Genomic DNA, 22143 nt, shown 5'->3' with positions numbered 1-22143 from the left:
TTGCGGCGGCACAATTTGCCGGCCGGCCGTGTCATGGCCTCCTCGGCGCATGCAGCCGCTTCTTGCGTTTCACGCCCTTCAGGCGAAATGCGCCGAGATCCTCGAAGGCGCTGGCTTCCAGCACCGGCAGAAGGCTCAGAAGGTCGTTGGAGATCAAAAGCTGGCGGCCGACCTTGCGGCTGGCGGCGACGATGCGCGAGGCCTCGTTGACCGCCGGGCCGATCACCGTGAAGTCCAGCCGATCGTTGCTGCCGATATTGCCGTAGAACACCTCGCCGATATGCAGCCCGACATGAACGGTCGTGGTGGCAAGCCCCGCCTCCTGCCGCCGGGCGTTCAGCGCCTCGACGCGGCTGGCGAGATCATACCAGGCCTTGAGGCTGGCGGCGGCGGCCTCCTGCGGGTCGGCGTGGTTGAAGATGGCGAGCGTGCCGTCGCCCATCAGCTTGAGCACGTCGCCGCCGGCTGCGTGCACGGCGGAGATGGCCGCCTCGGCATAATCGCCCAGCATGGCGATCAGGTCGCCACTGTGCACGCTTTCCGACAGCGCGGTGTAGTTGCGCATGTCGGAGAACCACAGCACGGCCTTGATGCTGTCGACCTTGCCGCGCTCGATGCGGCCTTTGAGCACCCGTCGCGCGGCGTCACGTCCGAGATAGACCTCGACGAGCGCGCTGGTCATGCGGCGGAACGCGGTGGATTTCACGGCCAGCGCGAAGGCCGGCACCGTGCGCCGCAGGCAGGCGATGTCCTCGGCGGAAAAACCGCCCGGCCGTTTCGTCGACCAGCGCGAGAACAGGCCATCGACCTCGCCGATCGCCTCGCCCAGCCGGTGGAGCTGGAGGAAATAATCGGTGTGGCCCTCTGCACGCAGGTCCTCGAGCACCGGAAAGGTGTAGTTGCTCTTTTCGGTAAGGTTGATGTGCAACTCGCCGAGCTCGTTTTCCAGCATGTGGAAGAACGGGCTTGCGCGCCATTGCGGCTCGTTGCGCTCTGCGTCCAGGCGCGAGAAGTCGCGGCGCGCCGCACTCGCCTCGTCCGCGACGTCCCAGAAATAACCTTGCGATTCCAGCACGGGATGCAGCGTGTCGATGAAGATCGCTGCCTGCTCGAGTTCGATGCCCAGTCGGCCGAGCCGATGGCAGAAGGCAGTGATCAGCTCGGTCTCATCCAGACCGTCGAGGCCCTGTTGCACGAGCCAGTCCACGACATTGCCGATCTCTTGAGGGTCCAATGGCGATACTCCGCAAATCAGGTCAGGCGCGGTGTGCCTGCCGGGCAAAATCGATAAAGGCCCTGAGCGCGGCAGGCAATTGCCGGCGGCTCGGATAATAAAGATAGAGCCCCTTGTAGTAGGGACACCAGTCCTCCAACACCCGCACCAGCCGGCCGGCGCGGATATGCTCGCTCACCTGGTCCTCGAACGCATAGGCGATGCCGGCGCCCATCAGCGCGGCGTCCACCATCAGGTCCTGGTCGCCGACGACGAGCGGCCCCTCCACCTCGACGGAAAGCTCCACGCCGCCCCGTTCGAACTCCCAGGCATAGAGCCGTCCAGAGCCGAAGCGCAGGCCGATGCAGGGAAGGCCGCGCAGCTGTTCCGGCGTCAGGGGCACAGGATGCTGTTCGAAAAGCGCCGGCGCCGCCACGATGGCGCTGCGTTGGCGCGGCCCGAGCGGCACGGCGATCATGTCCTTCGCGATCACCTCGCCGAAGCGCACGCCCGCATCGAAGCCCTCGGAGACCACATCGACGAAGTCGTTGTCGATGGCGATCTCCACGCTGATGCGCTGATGCGTCTTCAGGAACTGCGCGACGAGCGGCAGCAGCACCATCCTTGCCGAGGCGCGCGCCGTGTTGAAGCGCAGCCGGCCGATCGGCGCACCGCGCAATTCGTCGAGATCGTCCACCGCGTCGTCGATGTCGCGGAAGGCCGGGGCGATGCGCGACAAGAGCCGCTCGCCGGCCTCCGTCAGCGCGACGCTGCGCGTCGTGCGGTTGAAGAGGCGCAGATCCAGCCGGCTCTCCAGACCCTTCAGCGAATGGCTGAGGGCAGAGGCGGTGCAGCCGAGTTCGTCGGCGGCGCGGCGAAAGCTCCTGTGGCGGGCGATCGCCAGGAACGGCAGCAGATCGGCAGGGGAAATCCGGCTCATTGATGAATCATGCTCAGTAGATCGACGAGAACTTACGCGATTATCTCATCAGATGGGTCGCGCTACAACCGTCCTGCCACCGAAGACGGGGCACAGATCCGACACTCAAGGAGAGTATTATGCGGACATGGTTCATCACGGGTGCCTCGCGCGGTTTCGGGGCTCTGATTGCAGAAAAGGCGCTGGAAAAGGGCGACCGCGTCGTTGCGACGGCGCGCAACCCGCAGGCGATCCTCGACCGGTTCGGCACACGCCCGGACCTGCTTGCCGTCGCGCTCGACGTCACCGACGAAGCACAGGCGCACAGGGCCGTCGGTGAGGCGGTCGCCCGGTTCGGCGGTATCGACATTCTCGTCAACAATGCCGGTTATGGCCTGCTCGGTGCCGTCGAAGAGGCGACGGGGGCGGAGGTGGAAGCGCTCTACCGGACGAATGTCTTCGGCCTTCTCGCCGTCACCCGCGCCGTGCTGCCGCATATGCGGCGTCAGCGTTCCGGGCATATCCTCAACTTCTCCTCGATCGGCGGCTATCGCAGCGGTCCCGGCTTCGGCGTCTATTCCTCGACGAAATTCGCCGTCGAGGGCCTGACGGAGGCCCTTTCCGCCGAACTCGCCCCACTCGGTATCCATGCGACGGCGATCGAGCCCGGTTACTTCCGCACGGATTTCCTCGATGCGACCTCGCTCTCGATCAGCCCGATCGAGATTGCGGATTATGCGCAGACCGCCGGTGCGGTGCGGGAAAGGGCGAAGGTCATCAGCCACAACCAGCCCGGCAATCCGCAGAGGCTGGCCGAGGTCGTCGTCGATTTCGTCGATGCGCCCAACCCGCCGGTCCGCCTGCCGCTCGGCAGCGATACGATCGCTGCGATTGCCGCAAAACATGCGGAAAACGAAGCACTCATCGCCGAATGGCGGGCGATTGCGGTTTCAACGGATTTTCCGTCCTGAAGAGGGGGACGCGAGTGCCTGCTTCCCGGCATTCGCCGAAGCCGGGGAGCGGGTCAGGAGCTCTTTCGCGCGGCTGCCTTCTTGATCTGGCTTGCGGCCATGGTCCGGTCGCGGCCGGCGGCTTTCGCCTCGAGCAATGCGGCATCGGCGCGGGTGATGAGTGTCGCGACGGAGCCGTCCAGCGGGGAGGCCGCAACGCCGATGGAGGCCGATACGGTGCCGAGAACCTGGCCGGAATGGGAGAGTGTCGCACTGGCGATCTTCTGCCGCAGCGTGTCTGCCATTTCGGTGCCTTCCTGCTCGCCGAGCCCGGGCAGGAGCACGGTGAATTCCTCGCCGCCGAAGCGATAGGCGCTGCCGGCGGCGCCCACCGTCTCGCGCAGTGTCTGCCCGACATATTGCATGACGAGGTCTCCCGCATCGTGCCCGAACTGGTCGTTGAAGCGCTTGAAATGGTCGATATCGATCATCAGGCAGGTGAGCGGTTCGCTGCTGCGATCCTGGCCGTGCAGCTGCAATGCTTCATCGAGGAAGCGGCGGTTGAACAGGCCGGTGAGGGGGTCGCGTACGGCAAGCGCGATCAGCTTCTCCCGCAGCTGCAGGTTCGCGATCGCCAGGCCGACATTTTCCGCGATCAGTTCGAGATAGAGCCGCAGGCCGCCTGGCCCGAGCGCTTCTTCCTCCCGTCCCTCCATGTAGAGGAGGCCGATCATGTCGCCCTGGGCCGTCAGCGGCACGCAGAGTGTGGCCGCGCCCGACATGTCGAGATGCTGGCAGGGAACGTCGGAGCCGCTCGTGCCGCTTTCATGGGAGCGACCGCGGCGGAGCCCCCAGCAGGCGGAGGCGGGAAACGCCGCCGGCGAATGCTGCGGCTCGAGCCAGGCGCCGGCGCGGGCGAGCGCCGTCTTGCTGTCGTTGAGGATGTAGAGGCCGCCGGCAAGTTCGGGGAAGATCTGCGGAGCGAAGCGAACCACGACCTCGGCAAGCTCCTCCTGATTCTGGCACGCCTGAACGCGGTGCATCATCTGCAGGATCATATCCTTGGTGCGCTGGTCGGCCCTGCGTTCGCCATCCAGCTTCTCCCGCTCGATCAGGTTGGCGCGGAAGATCTCGATCGCCTCGTTCATTTCGCCGATCTCGTCGGCGCGCCGGTCGACAGGCACCTCGACCGTATAGTCCTGCTTGGCGAGCCGGCTGACGATACCCGTCATCCGCATCAGCGGCATCGCCACCCGCCGGCGAAGAACGAAGTAGAGCACGGCGACGAACAGGGCGCCGGTCAAGGCGAGCATGACCTTGGCGACGAGGCTCCACAGGTTGCTGCGGTCCTGCGCGGCTTCAAGCTGGGCGCCGGTGCGCGCCGCCGTCAGGTCGCGGAAATGGGCGACCGTCTGGAGAAGCGCCTTCTGGAATCGTTCGTGCTCCGGTCCGAAAAGCGCATCCTGCGCGGCGTCCTTGTCCCCGCGTTGAAAGGCCTCGATCGCGGACAGTTCGATCTTGTCCAGCGCCTCGGCGTCGCGAACCACTTCCTTCAGCGCCTCCGCCTCGCCGGGCGCCAGCCCCTGGGCGATGAGCCGTGCGGCCGTCGCCTCGCGGCGGCGTTCCGATTCCTCCTCCGCGCGAAACGCCTCCAGGTGGCGCTCCTCGCCGCGCATCACGTAGAGCCGCGCTTCGTCGCTGCGAAGCTCGGCGCCGAGCGCCAGTTCCTCGGCGAGCGTATCCAGCGTCAGATGCTCCTCGACCGCGGCGCGCTCCTCGAGGGCGCTGCGGGAGGACATCATGAAGGAGGCGCCCGAAAGCGCGGTCAGAACGACCGTGATTCCATAGGCCCAGTTGGTGATCGTGGTGATTCGCATCCTGCTACAGTGCCAGCGGCTGTTTGAAAGGAGGATTAAGGAAACACCGTCATTTGCTGGGAGGGGCTGCCCGTTGCAACGAAGGACGCGGGAGGGGATAAGAAAATGCAATCGCCTTCCTATATGGAGCAAGGTGCATCCGGCAGGCCGGATGCGTTCGGGCAAAGACAAGGATAGATTCATGACCGAGAAATCCCCAGCCGACAATTTTCCCGCCGGCTACGAACCCCCGAAAGTATGGACATGGGAAAGCGGCAATGGCGGTGCCTTCGCCAACATCAACCGCCCCATCGCCGGCGCGACGCATGAGAAGGACCGGCCGGTCGGCAAGCATCCGCTGCAGCTCTATTCGCTTGCCACGCCCAATGGCGTGAAGGTCACGATCATGCTGGAGGAGCTTCTGGCCGCCGGCCATGCGGGCGCCGAATACGATGCCTGGCCCATCCGCATCGGCGATGGCGACCAGTTCGGCTCCGGTTTCGTCGAGGTCAATCCGAATTCCAAGATCCCGGCTTTGATGGACCACGCGCCTGCGGGCGGCGGCGCGCCGGTGCGCGTCTTCGAATCCGCCTCCATCCTGCTCTACCTTGCCGAAAAGTTCGGTGCCTTCCTGCCGAGCGCCCTGCGCGCCCGCACGGAAACCTTCAACTGGCTGTTCTGGCAGATGGGCTCCGCCCCCTTCCTCGGCGGCGGCTTCGGCCATTTCTATGCCTATGCGCCCATGCGCATCCAGTATGCCATCGATCGTTACGCGATGGAGGTGAAGCGCCAGCTCGACGTGCTCGACCGGCATCTGGCGGACAACCGGTACATGGCCGGCGACGACTACACCATCGCCGACATGGCCATCTGGCCCTGGTACGGCAACCTGGCGCTCGGCCAGGCCTATGGCGATGCCGGCACCTTCCTCGACGTCAAGAGCTACGGCAATGTCCAGCGCTGGACGGCCGAGATCGCCGCCCGGCCGGCGGTAAGGCGCGGCCGCATGGTCAACCGGCTGAGCGGCGATCCGGCCGAGCAGCTGCACGAACGCCACGATGCCTCCGACTTCGACACGAAGACGCAGGACAAGCTGGAAGCCAGCAAGACGGCGTAACGACGACCGGGCACGGGTTGTCCGGCCGGTGTTTGAAGACCCTTCCCCTTTTGGGGAGGGGTTTTTTCTTGGCAGCGCCTCATCTTCTGGGAGGATTGCGAGGGTTTTCTGGACGCGGGATAAGCGGGTATCCTGACCTGTGCCGCAAAGAGTGTTCCCCATGACCGCCTATCCCATCGATCTGATCCGCGCCGCCTTCCCGGCTCTGGCGCAGTCGCACACGGCCTATCTCGACAATCCGGCCGGAACGCTGGTCCCCCGTTCGGTCATCGATGCCGTGGCCGGGGCGATGGCGACGGCATCGGCCAATCTGGGTGGGCGTTTTGCCGCCTCCGAGCGAGCCGATGCGATCTGGCGCGCCGCGCACGAGGCGGCGGCGGAATTCGTCAACGCCGGCTCGTGGCAGGAAATGATCATCGGCCCCAACATGACGACGCTGGCCTTCCAGATGGCGCGTGTCATCGGCAAGACGCTGGTGGCCGGCGACGAGATCATCGTCACGCGCATGGACCACGAGGGCAACATCTCGCCCTGGCTTGCCATGGCCGAGGACCATGGCCTGGTGGTGAAGTGGCTCGCCTTCGACAAGGAGACCTGGCGTATCGAGCCTGAAGACCTTGCCGCGCTGCTCTCGCCCCGCACGAAATTCCTCGCCCTCAACTATGCCTCCAACATGACCGGCAGCATCAACGACGTGACCAGGCTTGCGGCAATGGCCCGGGCGGCCGGCGCGCTCGTCTGGATTGACGCGGTCCAGCTGGCGCCGCACCGCCTGCCGGATGTTCAGGCGATCGGCTGCGATTTCCTCGCCTGCTCGTCCTACAAGTTCTTCGGCCCGCATCTCGGCATCCTGTGGGGGCGTGACAAGGTGCTGCGCGCGCTGCCGCCCCACCGGGTGCGCTGCCAGAGCGACGACCTGCCGGACCGCTTCTGCACGGGCACGCCGCAGACCGAGCTTCTTGCCGGTCTGACCGCGACGATCGACTATCTCGCCTGGGCCGGCGAAACGACGGGCGCGACGGGCACGCGGCGCGAGAGGATGGCGGGCGCCTACCAGGCCTTCGACGCCTATGAGGCCGACCTGATGCGCCGGCTGATCGGCGGATTGACGGCGCTGCCCGGCATCCGGCTGATGGGCATCGCCAATGCGAACCTTTTCGCCCACCGCGTGCCGACGATCTCGTTCACCCATGACCGCCTGTCGACCCATCGCTTCGCCGAGGAACTGGCGGACCATGACGTCAATGTCTGGTCCGGCCACAACTACGCGCTGGAACCGGCGCGTCATCTCGGCCTCTCCGAAGAGGAAGGCGTCGTGCGCATCGGTATCGCCCACTACAACAGCGAGGAAGAGATCGAACGCACGCTTGCCGTCGTCGGCGCGCTTGTGCGGCAGGGCGCTGCATCGTAACTGTGTCGGCCGGCGGTGCATTTCCACGCCGAGCCGCATCGTTTCGGTGCCGGACAATACGATAGGAACAAGAAACCGGAGCGGTTCCGGTGACCGGGCAACCTGTTCTGGCCGGCTTTTCTCAGGATTTTCACAGATGGTGCCATGTCGGAACCGCTTGCTGCGCGCTGGGTAGCGCCCTTCGCCCATGCGCTTGATCGCTACGACCAGCCGGACAGCGTTGCCGCGCTGCTGGCGGCCATCGGTTCGCTCGCGCGCTTCCATCTCGCGCTCTCGGTGGTCCACCGGAAGAACGGTGGGCCGAGCTACGTCTTCGACACGTTTTCCGGCCCGCGCGCCAAGCGGGCCGTGGCCCTGTTCATTGCCGGCACCTATGTCCTGAACCCGTTCTACAATGCCTATCTCGGCGGCCTCGCCTCGGGCATCTACCTGATGCGGGATCTGGCGCCGGACAACTATCTCGGCTCGGATCTGTATCGCGGCCTCGACATCCGCCGTCACGAGGATGAAGAGCTCGGCTATCGCACCCATGGCTGGCCGGAAGGCATGGAGGAACTGCTTATCGCCGTCGACCTGCCGGGCGGCGAGATGGCGGAGATCAGCCTGTCGCGCATCCGCAGCGAAGGCGGCTTCGATGCAGCGTCGGTCGCCCGGCTTCGGGAGGCCCATGCCCTGATCGCCGCGATCTTCCGCCGGCTGTGGGCGCATCTGTCCCGCAGCGAGGCGCGGCCGCAGCCGCGCCCCCTCGACCATCTCTTCACCGATTTCGGCCGCGGCCTCCTGAGCCCGCGGGAGCGGGAGGTGGCACTGCTGATCCTCAAGGGCCATTCCAGCGAATCGATCGGCTACCATCTCGGCATCTCGATCGCCACGGTGAAGACCCACCGGCAGAAGCTCTATGCCAAGCTCAATCTCTCGACCCAGCAGGAGCTGTTCTCCGCCTTCCTGCGCAGCCTCAACCTCTAGAGCCTGTCAGGTCCTCAGGCTTTCGCGGATCGCCGCGGAGATTGCCGCCAGGCCCTGGCGCAGTTCCGCCTCGCTCGACCAGGCGTAGCCGATGCGGAAGTGCCGGTCGTCCTGCTCGAACCAGCGGCCGCGGCCGACATAGGCGTGGTGCTGGCTGTAGAGGCGCTCGTGGAAGGCGGCAAGATCGACATCCGCCGACGGCACGATGCGCGGGAAGCAGACGCAGCCGCCCGACGGCTCGACCCATTCGACCAGCGGTTCACTGGCGATCCAGTCCTTGACGATGGCAAAGGCGCTGGCGATGCGGGCATTGTTGAAGGCCAGCCATTCCTCGCGCTGGCTGAGCGCGACATAGGCGATGTATTCGTCCACCATGCTGCCGGAAATGCCGATCTGCTCGCGGGCGGCAAGGAAGGTCTCCATCAGTGCGGCGTCGCGGCTGATCAGCCAGCCGATGCGGATGCCGGGAATGCCGTAGGTCTTCGAGAGCGAGGAGACGCTGATCACCCTGTCCGACAGGCTGGCGGCAACCGGAAGCATCGGGCCGAAGGTCATCTCGCGATAGGTCTCGTCGAACAGCAGATGGATGCCCTTGCGCTCCACCAGCGCGACGAGGGCGGCAAGCTTGGCCGGCGAAATCATCACGCCCGTCGGGTTGTGCGGATAGGTGACCGAGACATATTTCGTCTCCGGCCGGATCGCAGCCTCGATCTTTGCAAGATCCAACCGGTAGCCTTCCTCGAAGGTGAGGTCGACAAGGCTGAGTTTGCAGCCGATGGCGCGCGGCGTCTCGATATTGGTCGCGTAGTTCGGCCGCACCACGACGATGTGGTCGCCGGCTTTCAGCATGGAGGTCGCGATGATGAAGAGTGCGCCCGCAGCACCGGCCGTCACCAGCACGTCGTCGGCCGAAAGGCCTTCGCCCGTGCCGGCGATCAGGCCGCGCAGGTCCGGTGCGCCGCGATGGTCGCCGTAGCACAGCAGGATGTCGTCGAGCGTCAGCTTCAGCTCGCCGAGGCGGCGGTCGGCGACCGAGCTTTCCGAAAGGTTGTAGCGGATCGTGTCGTAGCCGAGCTGTTCGGGCGATTCCAGCTCGATGGGCATGCGGGTGTATTTCATGGGGCGCTCTCCTTGTCCTTGCCCGGCATTCAAGAAGCCTAGAGCAGGGCGGCAACGCTTCCCATCCACCTCGAAGGGGATGGCTCAGACCTGTCGTCGGCGCAGCACCAGGAGGAGGGCGAGCATGAAGCACAGGAGACCGAGGGAAGCAGGCAGTCCCTGATGGCCGACCAACTGCATGGCAAGGCCCGTCGCGGGCGAACCCGTCATGCCGCCAATGCCCCAGACGAGGGCGAAGGCGGCATTGCCGGCGATCAGCGCCTGGCCGGTGAAGCGCTCGCCGAGCTCGATCAGCGCCATGGTGTAGATGCCGAAGGAAACCCCGCCCCAGACGAAGAGGAGCGGCCAGACGGGCCAGGCGGCAAAGACCTGTGGCAAAAGCAGGCAGAAGAACAGTGCGGCAAGCGCGCAGGCCAGCATGGTGCGCGCCGCACCGCACCGTTCGGCGATGCGCCCCAGCACGACCTGCAGCACGGCGTTGCCGGCGATGAACACGGTGATGAGCGCGGCGATGCGCGCCTCGCTGCTGCCGAGCGCTGTGCCATAAACCGCAAAGAGCGACACGAAGGTCTGTTCGAAGGCGGCCGCGGTGAAGACGGCGAAGAGGAGGAGTGGCGCGCGCGAAAAAATACCGGCGATCGATACCGCCTCGCCCTCCTGTGGGATGTCCGGCAGGCGCTGCGCGACGGCGAGCACGATCAGGCTGCAGAGGACGAAGGCGACGATGCCGACGAGAAACGGTGCCCAGCCCGCCGTGCCGACAAGGCCGAGCGACAGCGGGCCGATGGCAAAGCCGCCGGAGACGACCGATGAATAGAGGCCGAGAATGCGGCCGCGGCGGGCGGCGGGCGTGAGCGCGATCAGCCAGGTCTCGCTGACCACGTAGAGCGGATTGGCGAAGACGCCGAGCAGGAAGCGCAGTGGCATCCAGGCGCGCACGTCCTGCACCAACCCGATGGCCGCAAGCGCGAACGCGGCGAGGAGTGCGCAGAGGATTGCCAGCCGCGCCCCGCCGACGCGCTGCGCGAGCGCCGGAATGAAGGGTGCGGAAACGATGAAGCCGAGCGGCGTCATGGCGGCCGACAGGCCGATGAGGGCGGGTGTCGTGCCCTGCCGTTCCAGGATGAAGCTGAGCAGCGGATAGGTCAGCCCCTGTGCCAGGGCAAAGACCGAGACGGTCGCGATGATCCCGGCCATCGCGGCCCACGGGATGCCGCTCTCCCCTGTTGATGTCGTGCTTTCCGCCGTCATGCAAACCTCGACATGATCCCGGTCTTATACCCGCCAGAACGGCTTGGCGATCTCGGTCTCGACCGCGTCGCGCGTCAGGCCGATGTCGTCGATCAGGTGCGGGGTCTCCGCCGCCTTGCGCGCAAGATCCCAGCGGAAGCGCAGGCGGGCGTCCCAGGCGGCCAGAAGCGTGCGGATGCTGACACGGCCCGGCGGGGCGGACGGCCTTGCTGTGGAAATGTGGGTCATGGCAACCTCCAAGGGATTTTCCGGGGAAAGGCCCGGTCTTGAAGGCTCGATTGTGCCGGCGGCGGGCGGGAACCGTCCTTAAGCCCTCCCAAAAAGTTCTCAAAAACTTCCAAAACCGGCTATAGATGCGCCCTATGCAGGGAGCGCGCTTTGCCTTTGGTCCGTTCGTGCTTGATTCCGGAGCGGGAACGCTCCTTCGGAACGATGATCCTGTTGCCGTCGGCCATCGCGGGCTGAAGCTGCTTGCCGCGCTCGTCGGGCGGCCCGGCGAAATCCTCGGCAAGGCCGAGCTGATGGATGCGGCCTGGCCCGGCACGGTCGTCGAGGAGGGCAACCTCACCGTCCAGATCGCCCAGCTGCGCAAACTGCTCGGCCCGGCCGAAGGCGGCGGCGAATGGATCTCGACGGTGCCGCGCGTCGGCTATCGCTTCACCGGGGCCATCGCGCCGCACCGGATGGATCGGGTGCCCCGCCCGCTGCCCGACAGGCCGTCGATCGCCGTGCTGCCCTTCGTCAATGTCAGCAGCGATCCGCAGCAGGAGAGCTTTTCCGACGGGTTGACGGAAGATCTCATCACCGACCTTTCCCGCATGCCCGGCCTCTTCGTCATCGCCCGCAACTCGGTCTTCGCCTACAAGGGCAGGGCGGCGGATGTGCGCGTCATCGCCGAGGATCTCGGCGTGCGCTACCTGTTGCAGGGCAGTGCGCGGCATGCCGGCGGGCGTGTGCGGATCAATGCCCAGCTGGTCGATGCGCTGCATGGCGACCATCTCTGGGCGGATCGTTTCGACCGGAGCCTCGACGACATCTTTGCCGTACAGGACGAGGTCGCCGGCAAGATCGTCGAGGCGCTGCTCGGGCGCTTGCGCGCACCGCCGCCACGCAACCGGCCGAAGAGCCTCGAAGCCTACGACCTGTGCGTGCGGGCGCGAAAACTGATCGACGATTCGCCGCAGACGGCGCGCGAGGCGCATCTGATGCTGACGCGCGCCGTCGCGCTCGACCCGCACTATGCCGAGGCCTACCGCTGGCTCGCCATGAACCACTGGATGGGCTGGGTGCACTGGGGCGAGCCGGAGGAGCCGGCCCGTGGGCTTGCCCTCGCGCTTGCGGAAAAAGCCGTCGCGATCGACCCCAACGACGCGGGCTGCCGCTGGGTGCTGGCCAACCTGCTCGCCTACGAGCGCCGCTTCGACGAAGCGGATGCGGAATTTGACCGGGCCATCGCGCTCGATCCGAACGAGGCCGACACCTTCGCCACCCGCTCCGACATCCTCGTGCTTGCCGGGCGCGTCGAGGAGGGGCTGGAGCAGATCCGCAAGGCCTTCCGGCTCAATCCCTATCCGGCGAGCTGGTACTATCTGACGCTCGGTCAGGCGCAATATGCCGCCGGCGCCTACGAGGCCGCCGTCGAGACGTTGATCCGCGACGAGACCTACCGCACCGGCTCGCGCCGGTTCCTCGCGGCAAGCCTTGCCCAGCTCGGCCGGCTCGACGAGGCGCGGGCGGAGGTCGCGTTGTTCCTGATCGCAAATCCGCATTTTTCGACCAGCCAATGGGCCGAGACGGAGCCGTTCCGCGATGCCGCGACGCGCGCGCATTTCGTCGAGGGCTACCGTAGGGCCGGCCTTCCGGCATGAGGCCGGGCGGCGGGCAAGAAGAGATCAGGGCAGGGCGCGCCGCGTCCCGGTCCGCAACAGGGAGGAAACCATGGCCGATGCAAGGATGATGGCGCAGATGACCGGCAAGGAGGGCTTTATCGCCGCCCTCGACCAGAGCGGAGGCTCGACGCCCGGTGCCCTCCGGCTCTACGGCATCGCGGAGACCGACTATGACGGCGAGGAGGCGATGTACCGGCTGATGCACGAGATGCGCGTGCGCATCATGACGGCGCCCGCCTTCACCGGCGAGAAGGTGATCGGTGCCATCCTGTTCGAGAAGACCATGGATGGCGACGCCGGCGGCAGGCCGGTGCCAGCCTATCTGTGGGAGGAGCGCGGCGTGGTGCCCTTCCTCAAGGTCGACAAGGGTCTTGCCACCGAGGAGAACGGCGCGCAGGTGATGAAGCCGATGCCCGATCTCGACGCCCTGCTTGCCCGCGCGGCGAAGAAGGGCATCTTCGGCACCAAGATGCGCTCGGTCATCGCCCATGCCGACAAGGCCGGCATTGCCGCCGTGGTGAAGCAGCAGTTCGCGGTCGGCCGGCAGATCCTCGGCCACGGCCTCGTGCCGATCATCGAGCCGGAAGTCTCGATCAAGAGCCTGAGCAAGGGGGAGTCCGAGGCGATCCTGCGCGACGAGATCGCCCGGGAGCTCGACGCCCTGCCGGCGAGCGAGAAGGTGATGCTGAAACTCACCATCCCCACGCTTGCGGATTTCTACAAGCCGCTTGTCGAGCACAAGGCGGTCACCCGCGTCGTCGCCCTTTCGGGTGGCTACAGCCGGGCGGATGCCTGCGAGAAGCTCAGCCGCAACCACGGCATGATCGCCAGTTTCTCGCGCGCCCTCACCGAGGATCTGCGCGTGACGATGAACGATGCCGCGTTCAACGCCAGCCTCGGCAGGACGATCGACGAAATCTACACCGCCAGCGTGGTGAAGGTCTGAGGGCGGGGCCGGTGCGGCCCTTGCCCTGAAACGGCATGAAACGCACGCCGCGACAGGGGCGCCGCCTCGTTCGCGGCGTCTGCGTGTGGAACAAGGACAAGCGGGATGACGAACATGCAGGATGCGCCTTCCTCCAACGCCCACCGTCTCGTCGTGGTCGGCGCCGGCTTTGCCGGCCTCGCGCTGGTCAAGGCGCTGCGGTTTCCGGGGCTGCACATCACGATCGTCGACCAGCGAAACCACCATCTCTTTCAGCCGCTGCTCTACCAGGTGGCGACGACGATCCTGCCCACCTCCGATGTCGCCTGGCCGGTCCGCAACCTCTTCAAGGCGCGCGCGGACGTGACGACGATCCTCGGTGAGGTGGTCGGCATCGACGAGGCGGCACGGCGCGTCGATCTCAAGGAGAGCGCCCCGCTTGCCTACGACACGCTGGTGCTGGCCACCGGCGCCCGGCATTCCTATTTCGGCCACGACGAATGGGAGGGCGCGGCGCCGGGTTTGAAGTCGCTGGAAGATGCGACGACGATCCGCCGCCGCGTGCTTCTCGCCTTCGAGAAGGCCGAGGTCTCCGAGAGCGCCGCGGAACGGGCGGCGCTGTTGACCTTCGTGGTGATCGGCGCCGGACCGACCGGCGTCGAACTTGCCGGCATCATCGCCGAGCTGGCGCAGCACATCCTGCCGAAGGAGTTCCGCAACATCGACACGCGCACCGCCCGCGTGATCCTGGTCGAGGCGGGGCCGCGCGTCCTGCCGGCCTTTGCCGAGAGCCTGTCGGCCTATGCGCAGGCGGCGCTCACCCGGCTCGGCGTCAGTGTGCAGACCGGCGAGGCGGTGACGAACATCACCGACGAGGGGGTGCGCATCGGCGAAAACGAGATCGCCGCCCGCACGGTGCTCTGGGCGGCGGGCGTGAAGGCGTCTCCCGCCGCGGCCTGGCTTGGCGTGGAGGCCGACCGGGCCGGGCGTGTGCGGGTCGGGCCGGATCTCGGCGTGCCCGGCCATCCCGAGATCTTCGTCATCGGCGATACGGCCAGCGTGCTCAACGAGAATGGCACGCCGGTGCCGGGCATCGCGCCGGCGGCCAAGCAGCAGGGACGCTTCGTGGCAGGGCTGCTGCGCGACCGGCTCTCCGGTAAACCGCCGCCGGGGCGCTTCCGCTATCGCCATTCCGGCAATCTCGCGACGATCGGCAGGAGCGCCGCGGTGGTGGATTTCGGTCGCATCCAGCTCAAGGGCGCGCTGGCCTGGTGGTTCTGGGGCATCGCCCATATCTTCTTCCTGATCGGCACCCGCAGCCGCATCGCCGTGGCGCTGAGCTGGCTGTGGTCCTATGCCACCGGCCGCAACAGCGCGCGCCTCATCACCCAGCGCGACATTCACCGGAACGAGCGCTAGCGACCCCGCCGGTTCCTTCGCATTCCATCTATCGGGTCGCGGCTCCCTGTTTCGGGTCCGCCCGCCCCGACGCCTTGTTTTCCCTGCCGAATTGTCTCCCACGGCCCCGCCCGGCGGCGCGGCTTTGCAGAGCCTTGCAAGGATTCTTGCGGTGCCTGTCTTGACTGCAAGGTGCTTTGCCAACACCATCGGCGCTGCAAACAACCTTGTCGAGCGCCATGACCCTTCTCGATCGCATAAAGGCCAAGTCCCGCCGGCTCACGGAGGCGGACCAGAAGCTGATCGCCGCCATGCTGGAGAACCGCGCGGAGGCGGCGTTCCTGTCCGGCCCGCAGCTCTCCCAGCGCGCCAGCGTGCATGAGGCGACGGCGACACGGCTGGCGCAGAAGCTCGGCTACAAGGGCTTTCCGGACCTGCGAGCCGAATTGCAGCGCGAGGTTCTGCTCGATCAGGACGCGGCCAACCGCATGCGCCGCTCGGTCGCCAAGGTCGAGCACGGCGACTACCTTTCCGACCTCATCGCGGCAGAGATCACCGCGTTGGAGGCATTGGCCCGCGCGGTGCCGCAGGCCGATATCGACCGCGCCGCCGACATGATCTTCGAGGCGCGCCGCGTCTTCGTCTTCGGTCAGGGCCATGCCCAGTCCGTCGCCGGCTTCCTGCAGCGCCGGCTCGACCGGTTCGGCATGACGACCATCGCGCTGACGGGCCGCGGCCGCGACATTGCCGAGCGGCTGGTCGGCATGGAGGCGGGCGACCTCGTCGTCGCGCTCGCCTTCCGCAAGCAGCCGCAGAGCTACGGGCCGCTGGTGCGCCACGCCGCGCGGGTCGGCGCACGCACCATTCTCGTCTCGGACCTTGCCGGACCGCTGATGGAGCCTGCGGCCGATCTGATGCTCGCCGCCCCGCGCGGGCGTTCGGGAAGCGAATTCCAGACCCCGACGATCCCCTTCGCCATTGTCAACGGCATCGTGCTGACGATCGCCGGACGGCACGAGCGGGAGGTCATCGGGCGATTGGAGAAACTGTCGGAGCTTTTCAACGACTTCGACTGAATGGGGAAAATGGAGGAGGAAACCATGCTGAAACGAGTATACGCATCCGCCCTCGTGGCGTGTCTCGCCCTGCCGGGCATCGCGCTTTCCGAGGATCTCGATAGCCTGACGCCGGAGCAATTACTGCCGCTCGCCCAGAAGGAGGGCAGCGTTACGGTCTTCTCGCTGTCGAGCCGCATCGCCAAGATCGAGGCGGCCTTCGAGAAGGCCTATCCGGGCATCGACCTGGTCGGCGTCGACATGAGTTCGACCAAGCAGATCGCCCGCGTGGAGGCCGAGCAGCAGGCCGGCGTCCATGCCGTCGACGTGCTCTACATCGCCGACACGCCCGTCGTCTTCACGAAGCTTCTGGAGGGAAAGCGCGTCGTGAACTACGTGCCGCCGCGCGTGGCGGGCGAGCTGGAGGATCGCTACAAGGCGCCGCTGCTGACCCAGCGTCTCTCCACCAAGGTGCTGATGTACAATGAGAAGGCCTTCCCGGACGGTTCGCCCGTCACCAATCTCTGGCAGCTCACCGAGCCGGAATGGCAGGGGAGGGTGCTGATGGTCGATCCGAGCCAGCGCGGCGAACTGCTCGATCTCCTGACCGAGATCGCGCTGCATCCCGCCGAGATGGCGGCGGCCTACAAGGCGCAGTACGGCAAGGACATCGAGATCGAGGATGGCCTCGAAGGGGCCGGCGAGCAGTATATCAAGGCGCTGTTCGAAAACGACCTGATCCTCGTTCCCAACAGCGACGTGCTCAACAAGTCGGTCGGCGATGCCGGCGCCAAGAACCCGCCCGTCGGCTTCGGCACCTATTCCGACCGCCGCGATAACGAGAAGGAAGGCTGGGCGCTGCAGGTCGCCAACAATGTCGAGCCGTCGAACGGCATCCTCTTCCCGGCGGTGCTGACGATTGCCGACAAGGCGCCGCATCCGGCCGCCGCGCGTCTCCTGATCGACTTCATGTTCGGCGACGACACGCCGACCGGCGGTCCGGGCTTCGAGCCCTTCAACGTGCCGGGCGACTATGCGGTGCGCAAGGCGATCGCCGACCACCCCGATTCCGTCAAGCTCGGCGAGCTGAAGGCCTGGACGATCGATCCGGCGAAGACGGCGGCCGCGCGCGGCCGCATCGCCGACCTCATCATCACGCTTCAGTAACGGACCCGTCCACCGGCGCCTTGCGTGCGCCGGTGGACGTGGAGGATCATCATGACATCCACGTCGCTTTCCGTGCCATCGGGCAGGCGCCTGCTCCGATCGGGCTTTCTCTTGCCGGCGCTGCTCATCGCCATCGTCGCCGTCCTCGTCGTCGCGCCGCTCCTGCGCATTCTCCTGTCCACGCTGACGCCCGAGGGTCTCGAGGCCTGGCAGGCGGTGCTCGCCAGCCGGCTCTCCGCCAACCTGTGGTGGCGCCCGCTCCTCAACACGATGATCCTCGGCTTCAGCGTGGCCGGCGGCTGCCTCCTGATGGGCGGCTTCCTTGCCTGGCTGGTCGTGCTCACCGACGTACCGGGCCGTCGTTTCCTCGCGCTGATGGCGACGTTGCCCTACATGATCCCGAGCTTTGCCGCCGCGCTCGCCTGGGGCACGCTGTTCCGCAATTCCCGGCTCGGCGGCTCGGCCGGCTTCCTCGAGACGAGCGGCCTTGCCATTCCCGACTGGCTCGCCTGGGGCCTCATCCCGACGGCGATCGTGCTCGTCGCGCACTATTATTCGCTGGCCTATACCATCATCGCTGCCGCGCTCAGCTCCGTCGGGGCCGACCTTGTCGAAGCCGGGCAGATGGCCGGCGCAAAACGCCCCCGCATCTTTTTCGGCATCATCCTGCCGGTCGTCACGCCCGCGCTGATCGCCGCCGCCTCGCTCACCTTCGCCGGCGCCGTCTCCAACTTCGCCGCACCCGCGCTGCTCGGCCTGCCGGTGCGCATGCAGACGCTCTCCACCCGCCTCTTCGGCATGATCGAGACCGGGCAGAACGAGCGCGGCTTCGTCATCGCGCTGCTGTTGATCGCCGTCTCGGCCCTGTTCCTCTTTCTCTCCGACCGCATCGTCTCGGGCCGCAAGGCCTTCATCACCGTTACCGGCAAGGGTGGGCGCACCAAGCGTTTCCCGCTGGGCAGCTGGCGCTGGCCGCTCTTTGCGCTCGCCGTGCTGATCGGCTTCGTCACCACCGTGCTGCCCGTTCTCGTTCTGGCGGCCTCCAGCCTCGCCCCGCAGAGCGGTGCGCTGTTCTCCAACTGGACACTGCATTTCTGGATCGGCGAGGGTGGCGGCGAGATGGCGCAGGGCCAGGCCGGCATCTTCCGCAATCCCGTGCTGCTCGATGCGCTCTGGACCACGATCCGCCTCGGCCTCGTCGTCGCCTTCACCACCATGCTGCTCGGCCTGGCGCTCGCCTATACGATCGTGCAGCGCCGCGGCAGCCTGCTCGCCACCGTGCTCAGCCAGCTCGCCTTCCTGCCGCTGCTGATCCCGAGCATCGCCTTCGCCGCGGCCTATATCGCGCTCTACGGTGCGCCCATCGGCCCGCTGCCTTCCCTCTACGGCACGTTCGCGCTATTGGTCATCGCGGCCTCGGCGCACAACCTGCCCTTCGCCGTGCAGTCCGGCCGCTCGGTGCTCGGGCAGATCTCTGCCGACATCGAGGAAAGCGCCCGGCTGACCGGCGCGAGCCTCGTGCGGCGCCTCTTCGCCATCATCTTCCCGCTGGCGATCCGGGGCCTGTTCGCCGGGGCGATCCTCGTCTTCGTGAAGATGGTGCGCGACCTCTCGCTCGTCGTGCTGCTCTTCACCGCTACCTCGCCGGTGCTCAGCATGGTCGCCTACCGCTATGCGGCCGAAGGCTTCATGCAGTTCGCCAATGCCATCACCCTCGTCATCCTCGTGGTCTGCCTTGCGGCTTCCTTCCTCGCCCATGGCCTGCAGAACCGCGTCCAGAAATGGAAAGAGACATGAACGCCCTTGCGAAAGGCGCCGCGGACGCCATCCAGATCCGCAATCTCGTCAAACGGTTCGGTGCCTTCACCGCCGTTCAGGACGTCGACATCTCGGTTCCGCCCGGCGCTTTCCTGGTTCTCGTCGGCCCGTCGGGCTGCGGCAAGTCGACCCTGCTGCGCATGCTGGCCGGGCTGGAAAGCCCGAGCGAGGGCGAGATCGCTTTCGTCGGGCAGACCGTCTCCAGCGGTTCGGGCGGCGTCATCGCCGATGCCGGCCGGCGCAATGCCGGGCTCGTCTTCCAGAGCTACGCGCTCTGGCCGCACATGACCGTTGCCGGCAACATCGCCTGGCCGCTGAAGGTCGCGAGATGGCCGCGCGAAAAGCGCGAGCGGCGGGTGAGGGAGGTGCTTGCCCTGCTCGGCATCGACGCGCTTTCAGAGCGCTATCCGGCGGAGATTTCCGGCGGCCAGCAGCAGCGCGTGGCGATCGCCCGCACCATCGCGCCCGAGCCGAGCATCCTGCTTTTCGACGAGCCCCTGTCGAACCTTGACGCGAAGCTGCGCATCGAGATGCGCAGCGAGCTGATGCGCATCCACCGGGCAACGGGCGCAACCTCGGTCTACGTCACCCACGACCAGGTGGAGGCGATGACGATGGCGACCCACGTCGCGGTGCTCAACAATGGCCGCGTCGAGCAGTTCGGCAAGCCGATCGACCTCCTGCGCAACCCGCAGACCACCTTCGTCGCCACCTTCCTCGGCACGCCGCCGGCCAATCTCTTGCCGGTGCGCCTCAAGGGTGATGCCCTCCTCTTCAACGACCTCGCCCTCGCGCCGGCGGCGCTTGCCGGCGGGCGGGCGGAAGCGCAGCTCCTCTACCGTGCCGAGGATGTCGGCGTCGGCGTCGTCGCCGGCATGCCCTCGCTGACGGCGCGCTTTGCCGAGGCCGCGCCGATTGCCGGACGCACCATGGTGACCGCGATGATCGGTGACCTGCGCATCACCGGCATGGCGGACGGCTATTTCACGGCGACGCCCGGCGAGCCGATCCCCCTCTCGTTCATTCGAACACCCGATGCGGTCTTTGCCGCCACTGGAGAAAGGATACATCAATGAGGCTGATCCTCATGCGTCACGGCGAAACGGAATGGAACGCCGAGCAGCGGCTGCAGGGCCAGGACAACTCGCTGTTGTCCGAGCGCGGCGTCGCACAGGTCAAGCGCTTCCGCCCCTATGCCAAGGCGCTGAAGCCGGCCCGCATCATCGCCTCGGATCTCGGCCGCACCCGGCAGACCGTCGCGCTCATCGGCCACCCCGACGCCCCCTCCGACGAGCGGTTCCGCGAACTCGACATGGGCGAGTGGACGGGCCTGCGCAAACCGGACCTGATCGCCGACCATCCCGAGGACTACGTCGCCTGGCGCGCCGGCACTTTCACCCCGACGCGGGGCGAGACGTGGGGCGCCTTCCGCGGCCGCGTCGCCGATGGTGTGCACGACTGGATGTCCCGCACGGAGGGTGACCTGCTGGTCGTCGCCCATGGCGGCGTCATCCGCGCCGTCTGCCATGAATTCCTCGACCTGCCGCCGTCGCGCGTCGTTCCCGTCACGCCGGGCACTGCGACGATCCTCAACTTCCCGCAGAAGAACGGCGCGGCCGCCCAGCTCGAAGGCTACAATATCGGCTCCGTCGCCCCGGATGTTTCCGTCGCCGACTGACGAGGCGAGGGCCCCGGCGGACAGCCGGGGCCTTCCGCGCGGAACGGTGGCCGGGATCAGCGGCCGAGCAGTGCGTCGAGATCGATGGCCTCCGCCATTGCCCGGTTGCCCGCATCGCCAGGATGCAGATGGTCACCGGAATCGAACGACGGGGCGATGCGCTCACGGCGCTCCGGATCGCGCAGCACCGCGTCGAAATCCACGACGGCATCGAAAGCGCCGCTCTCCCGGATCCAGCGATTGATCTCCTGGCGCAGGGCGTCCTTGTCGGGGTGATAGTAGTTGTCGAGCGGCGTTCCGCTGAGCGCGCCCTCGAAGGGCAGCAGCGTCGCTCCAATGACCCTGACATTGCGCGCATGGGCAAGGCTGATCACCTGCCGGTAACCGGCGATCAGGTCTTGCGCCGTCGGTCGCGGCTGGTTCGGGGCAAAGTCCGTGCCGGGCCAGGAAATGTCGTTGATGCCGATAAGGACGATGATGGCCTTCAGGTTCGGCTGGGAGAACACGTCCCGCTCAAGCCGCGCGGCGACGTTCACGCCCATCTTGTCCTGCAGCAGCCGGCCGCCAGAAATGCCGGCGTTCAGCACAGCCACCCGATGCGGGGCGAGGCGCCTTGCAAGGAAGTCGGGCCAGCGGGTGTCGGCATCGACCGTCGCGCCGTTCCCGTCGGTGATCGAATCTCCGATTGCAACGACAGTGCCTTCGTTCGGCGTATCGACCAGCACCTGACTGAGGAAAAGGCGGGTGTCCGTGCTCGCCGTCGCGGGGAAGTCCTTCGCCGCCGTGAGGTCTCCCTTGCCGAACCATGCTGTCTGCCGGCCGTCCCAGTGAAAGGTGGTCAGCGGCGTTTCGCCGGGCAGGTAGAGGGAGACGGCGAGCTTGCCCTGGGCATCGACCTCGATGTCCATGGGATCGCTGACGACGGGCGCGCCGGGTGGCACGACGATCGTATCGCCGCCCCCGAAGGTGATCTTATGGATCGTGCCGGATACCGCTCCGGTTTCTCCGGCGAGCCCCACGCTCGCTCCGCCGATCCGCAGCGGGCGGTCGCCATAGGCATTGGAAAAGACGAGGCGGATGCGCGAGCCGCCGAGGCTGACGCGCACGATCTGGCGGATGGTCTCGTCCGTCACGGAGGCGGGGATTTTCGTGGGCAGGGCGAAATCCGCTCCCCAGATCGGCTGGGGGCTCGCCGCCCAGGTTCCAACCCAGCTCGTCTCTGCGGCCATCGCCGGCGATGGGCCGGAGAGGGCGGCGGCAAGCACGAGGGTGCTGGCGAGAAGCACGGTGCCGGCAGGTTTTTCACGCGGTTGACGGCGGCGGGTCGGCCAGTGTGAGTGGAGTAAGAAGCGCAGATGCGCTTCTCCTCCCCGAACCGTACGTGCACCTTTCAGCGCATACGGCTCTCTAT

19 protein-coding genes are annotated in these 22143 nt (G+C 66.8%); 12 read left to right on the top strand and 7 right to left on the bottom strand.

Going from position 1 to position 22143, the window contains the following annotated elements; translation table 11 throughout:
- Positions 1-31 precede the first annotated feature (31 nt).
- Both EXZ48_RS14870 and EXZ48_RS14865 read right to left on the bottom strand, forming a co-directional pair.
- On the bottom strand, positions 32-1234 hold the full coding sequence (locus tag EXZ48_RS14870; protein WP_023514599.1) for an adenylate/guanylate cyclase domain-containing protein: 1203 nt from the start codon (positions 1232-1234) through the stop codon (positions 32-34).
- A 22-nt stretch (positions 1235-1256) separates the two neighbouring features.
- Positions 1257-2153, bottom strand: coding sequence for a LysR family transcriptional regulator (locus tag EXZ48_RS14865; protein WP_130516695.1), 897 nt, complete (start codon positions 2151-2153; stop codon positions 1257-1259).
- A 119-nt stretch (positions 2154-2272) separates the two neighbouring features.
- On the opposite strand from EXZ48_RS14865, the gene EXZ48_RS14860 reads away from it, so the two are divergent.
- Positions 2273-3103, top strand: coding sequence for an oxidoreductase (locus tag EXZ48_RS14860; RefSeq protein WP_130516694.1), 831 nt, complete (start codon positions 2273-2275; stop codon positions 3101-3103).
- Between the two features lie 53 nt (positions 3104-3156).
- On the opposite strand, the gene EXZ48_RS14855 is transcribed toward EXZ48_RS14860, so the two are convergent.
- A complete protein-coding gene (locus tag EXZ48_RS14855) occupies positions 3157-4959 on the bottom strand; it encodes a diguanylate cyclase (RefSeq protein WP_130516692.1) in 1803 nt (600 codons plus the stop codon).
- A 181-nt stretch (positions 4960-5140) separates the two neighbouring features.
- Here EXZ48_RS14855 and yghU point away from each other — a divergent pair, with 181 nt between their 5' ends.
- The 3 genes from yghU to EXZ48_RS14840 all read left to right on the top strand — a co-directional run bounded on the left by yghU (position 5141) and on the right by EXZ48_RS14840 (position 8432).
- Positions 5141-6055, top strand: coding sequence for a glutathione-dependent disulfide-bond oxidoreductase (gene yghU / locus EXZ48_RS14850; protein ID WP_023514603.1), 915 nt, complete (start codon positions 5141-5143; stop codon positions 6053-6055).
- Between the two features lie 160 nt (positions 6056-6215).
- Positions 6216-7466, top strand: coding sequence for a cysteine desulfurase-like protein (locus tag EXZ48_RS14845; RefSeq protein WP_130516690.1), 1251 nt, complete (start codon positions 6216-6218; stop codon positions 7464-7466).
- A gap of 144 nt (positions 7467-7610) precedes the next feature.
- On the top strand, positions 7611-8432 hold the full coding sequence (locus EXZ48_RS14840) for a LuxR C-terminal-related transcriptional regulator (RefSeq protein WP_023514605.1): 822 nt from the start codon (positions 7611-7613) through the stop codon (positions 8430-8432).
- A 6-nt stretch (positions 8433-8438) separates the two neighbouring features.
- Here the strand turns inward: EXZ48_RS14840 and EXZ48_RS14835 are convergent, their stop codons facing one another.
- From EXZ48_RS14835 to EXZ48_RS14825, 3 genes are all read right to left on the bottom strand, one after another.
- Entirely contained in the window at positions 8439-9551 is a 1113-nt protein-coding gene (locus EXZ48_RS14835; protein WP_050744436.1) for an aminotransferase class I/II-fold pyridoxal phosphate-dependent enzyme, read from the bottom strand.
- A gap of 84 nt (positions 9552-9635) precedes the next feature.
- The gene (locus EXZ48_RS14830) at positions 9636-10802 is read right to left on the bottom strand and encodes an MFS transporter (RefSeq protein ID WP_130516688.1); all 1167 of its coding nucleotides are present in this window, start codon (positions 10800-10802) and stop codon (positions 9636-9638) included.
- 24 nt (positions 10803-10826) lie between these two features.
- A complete protein-coding gene (locus EXZ48_RS14825; RefSeq protein ID WP_050744435.1) occupies positions 10827-11030 on the bottom strand; it encodes a DUF1127 domain-containing protein in 204 nt (67 codons plus the stop codon).
- A gap of 134 nt (positions 11031-11164) precedes the next feature.
- On the opposite strand from EXZ48_RS14825, the gene EXZ48_RS14820 reads away from it, so the two are divergent.
- The 8 genes from EXZ48_RS14820 (at position 11165) to EXZ48_RS14785 (ending at position 20732) form a co-directional block, all read left to right on the top strand.
- Positions 11165-12670 (top strand): winged helix-turn-helix domain-containing tetratricopeptide repeat protein, encoded by a 1506-nt coding sequence (locus tag EXZ48_RS14820; RefSeq protein WP_130516686.1) that lies wholly within the window; start codon positions 11165-11167, stop codon positions 12668-12670.
- A gap of 70 nt (positions 12671-12740) precedes the next feature.
- Positions 12741-13637: a fructose bisphosphate aldolase gene (locus EXZ48_RS14815; protein ID WP_130516684.1), complete on the top strand. Its 897-nt coding sequence runs from the start codon at positions 12741-12743 to the stop codon at positions 13635-13637.
- Positions 13638-13751: 114 nt separating this feature from the next.
- On the top strand, positions 13752-15035 hold the full coding sequence (locus EXZ48_RS14810; protein WP_050744434.1) for an NAD(P)/FAD-dependent oxidoreductase: 1284 nt from the start codon (positions 13752-13754) through the stop codon (positions 15033-15035).
- Positions 15036-15253: 218 nt separating this feature from the next.
- The gene (locus EXZ48_RS14805) at positions 15254-16090 is read left to right on the top strand and encodes a MurR/RpiR family transcriptional regulator (protein WP_024270290.1); all 837 of its coding nucleotides are present in this window, start codon (positions 15254-15256) and stop codon (positions 16088-16090) included.
- Between the two features lie 24 nt (positions 16091-16114).
- Positions 16115-17236 carry an ABC transporter substrate-binding protein gene (locus tag EXZ48_RS14800; RefSeq protein WP_130516682.1) on the top strand — a complete coding sequence of 374 codons (1122 nt, stop codon included), beginning with the start codon at positions 16115-16117 and terminating at the stop codon, positions 17234-17236.
- A 51-nt stretch (positions 17237-17287) separates the two neighbouring features.
- Positions 17288-19033 carry an iron ABC transporter permease gene (locus EXZ48_RS14795; RefSeq protein WP_130516680.1) on the top strand — a complete coding sequence of 582 codons (1746 nt, stop codon included), beginning with the start codon at positions 17288-17290 and terminating at the stop codon, positions 19031-19033.
- Entirely contained in the window at positions 19030-20130 is a 1101-nt protein-coding gene (locus tag EXZ48_RS14790) for an ABC transporter ATP-binding protein (RefSeq protein ID WP_130516678.1), read from the top strand. Before EXZ48_RS14795 ends, EXZ48_RS14790 begins: the two co-directional genes overlap by 4 nt.
- Positions 20127-20732 carry a histidine phosphatase family protein gene (locus EXZ48_RS14785; RefSeq protein ID WP_050744399.1) on the top strand — a complete coding sequence of 202 codons (606 nt, stop codon included), beginning with the start codon at positions 20127-20129 and terminating at the stop codon, positions 20730-20732. Before EXZ48_RS14790 ends, EXZ48_RS14785 begins: the two co-directional genes overlap by 4 nt.
- A gap of 56 nt (positions 20733-20788) precedes the next feature.
- Here the strand turns inward: EXZ48_RS14785 and EXZ48_RS14780 are convergent, their stop codons facing one another.
- Positions 20789-22018 carry an SGNH/GDSL hydrolase family protein gene (locus EXZ48_RS14780; protein ID WP_207900419.1) on the bottom strand — a complete coding sequence of 410 codons (1230 nt, stop codon included), beginning with the start codon at positions 22016-22018 and terminating at the stop codon, positions 20789-20791.
- Between the last annotated feature and the right edge of the window lie 125 nt (positions 22019-22143).

Source organism: Shinella sp. JR1-6, assembly GCF_004284735.1.
Taxonomy (GTDB): domain Bacteria; phylum Pseudomonadota; class Alphaproteobacteria; order Rhizobiales; family Rhizobiaceae; genus Shinella.
The sequence above is the reverse complement of the archived record's forward strand: the minus strand, read 5'-3'. Positions and strand labels throughout refer to the sequence as shown.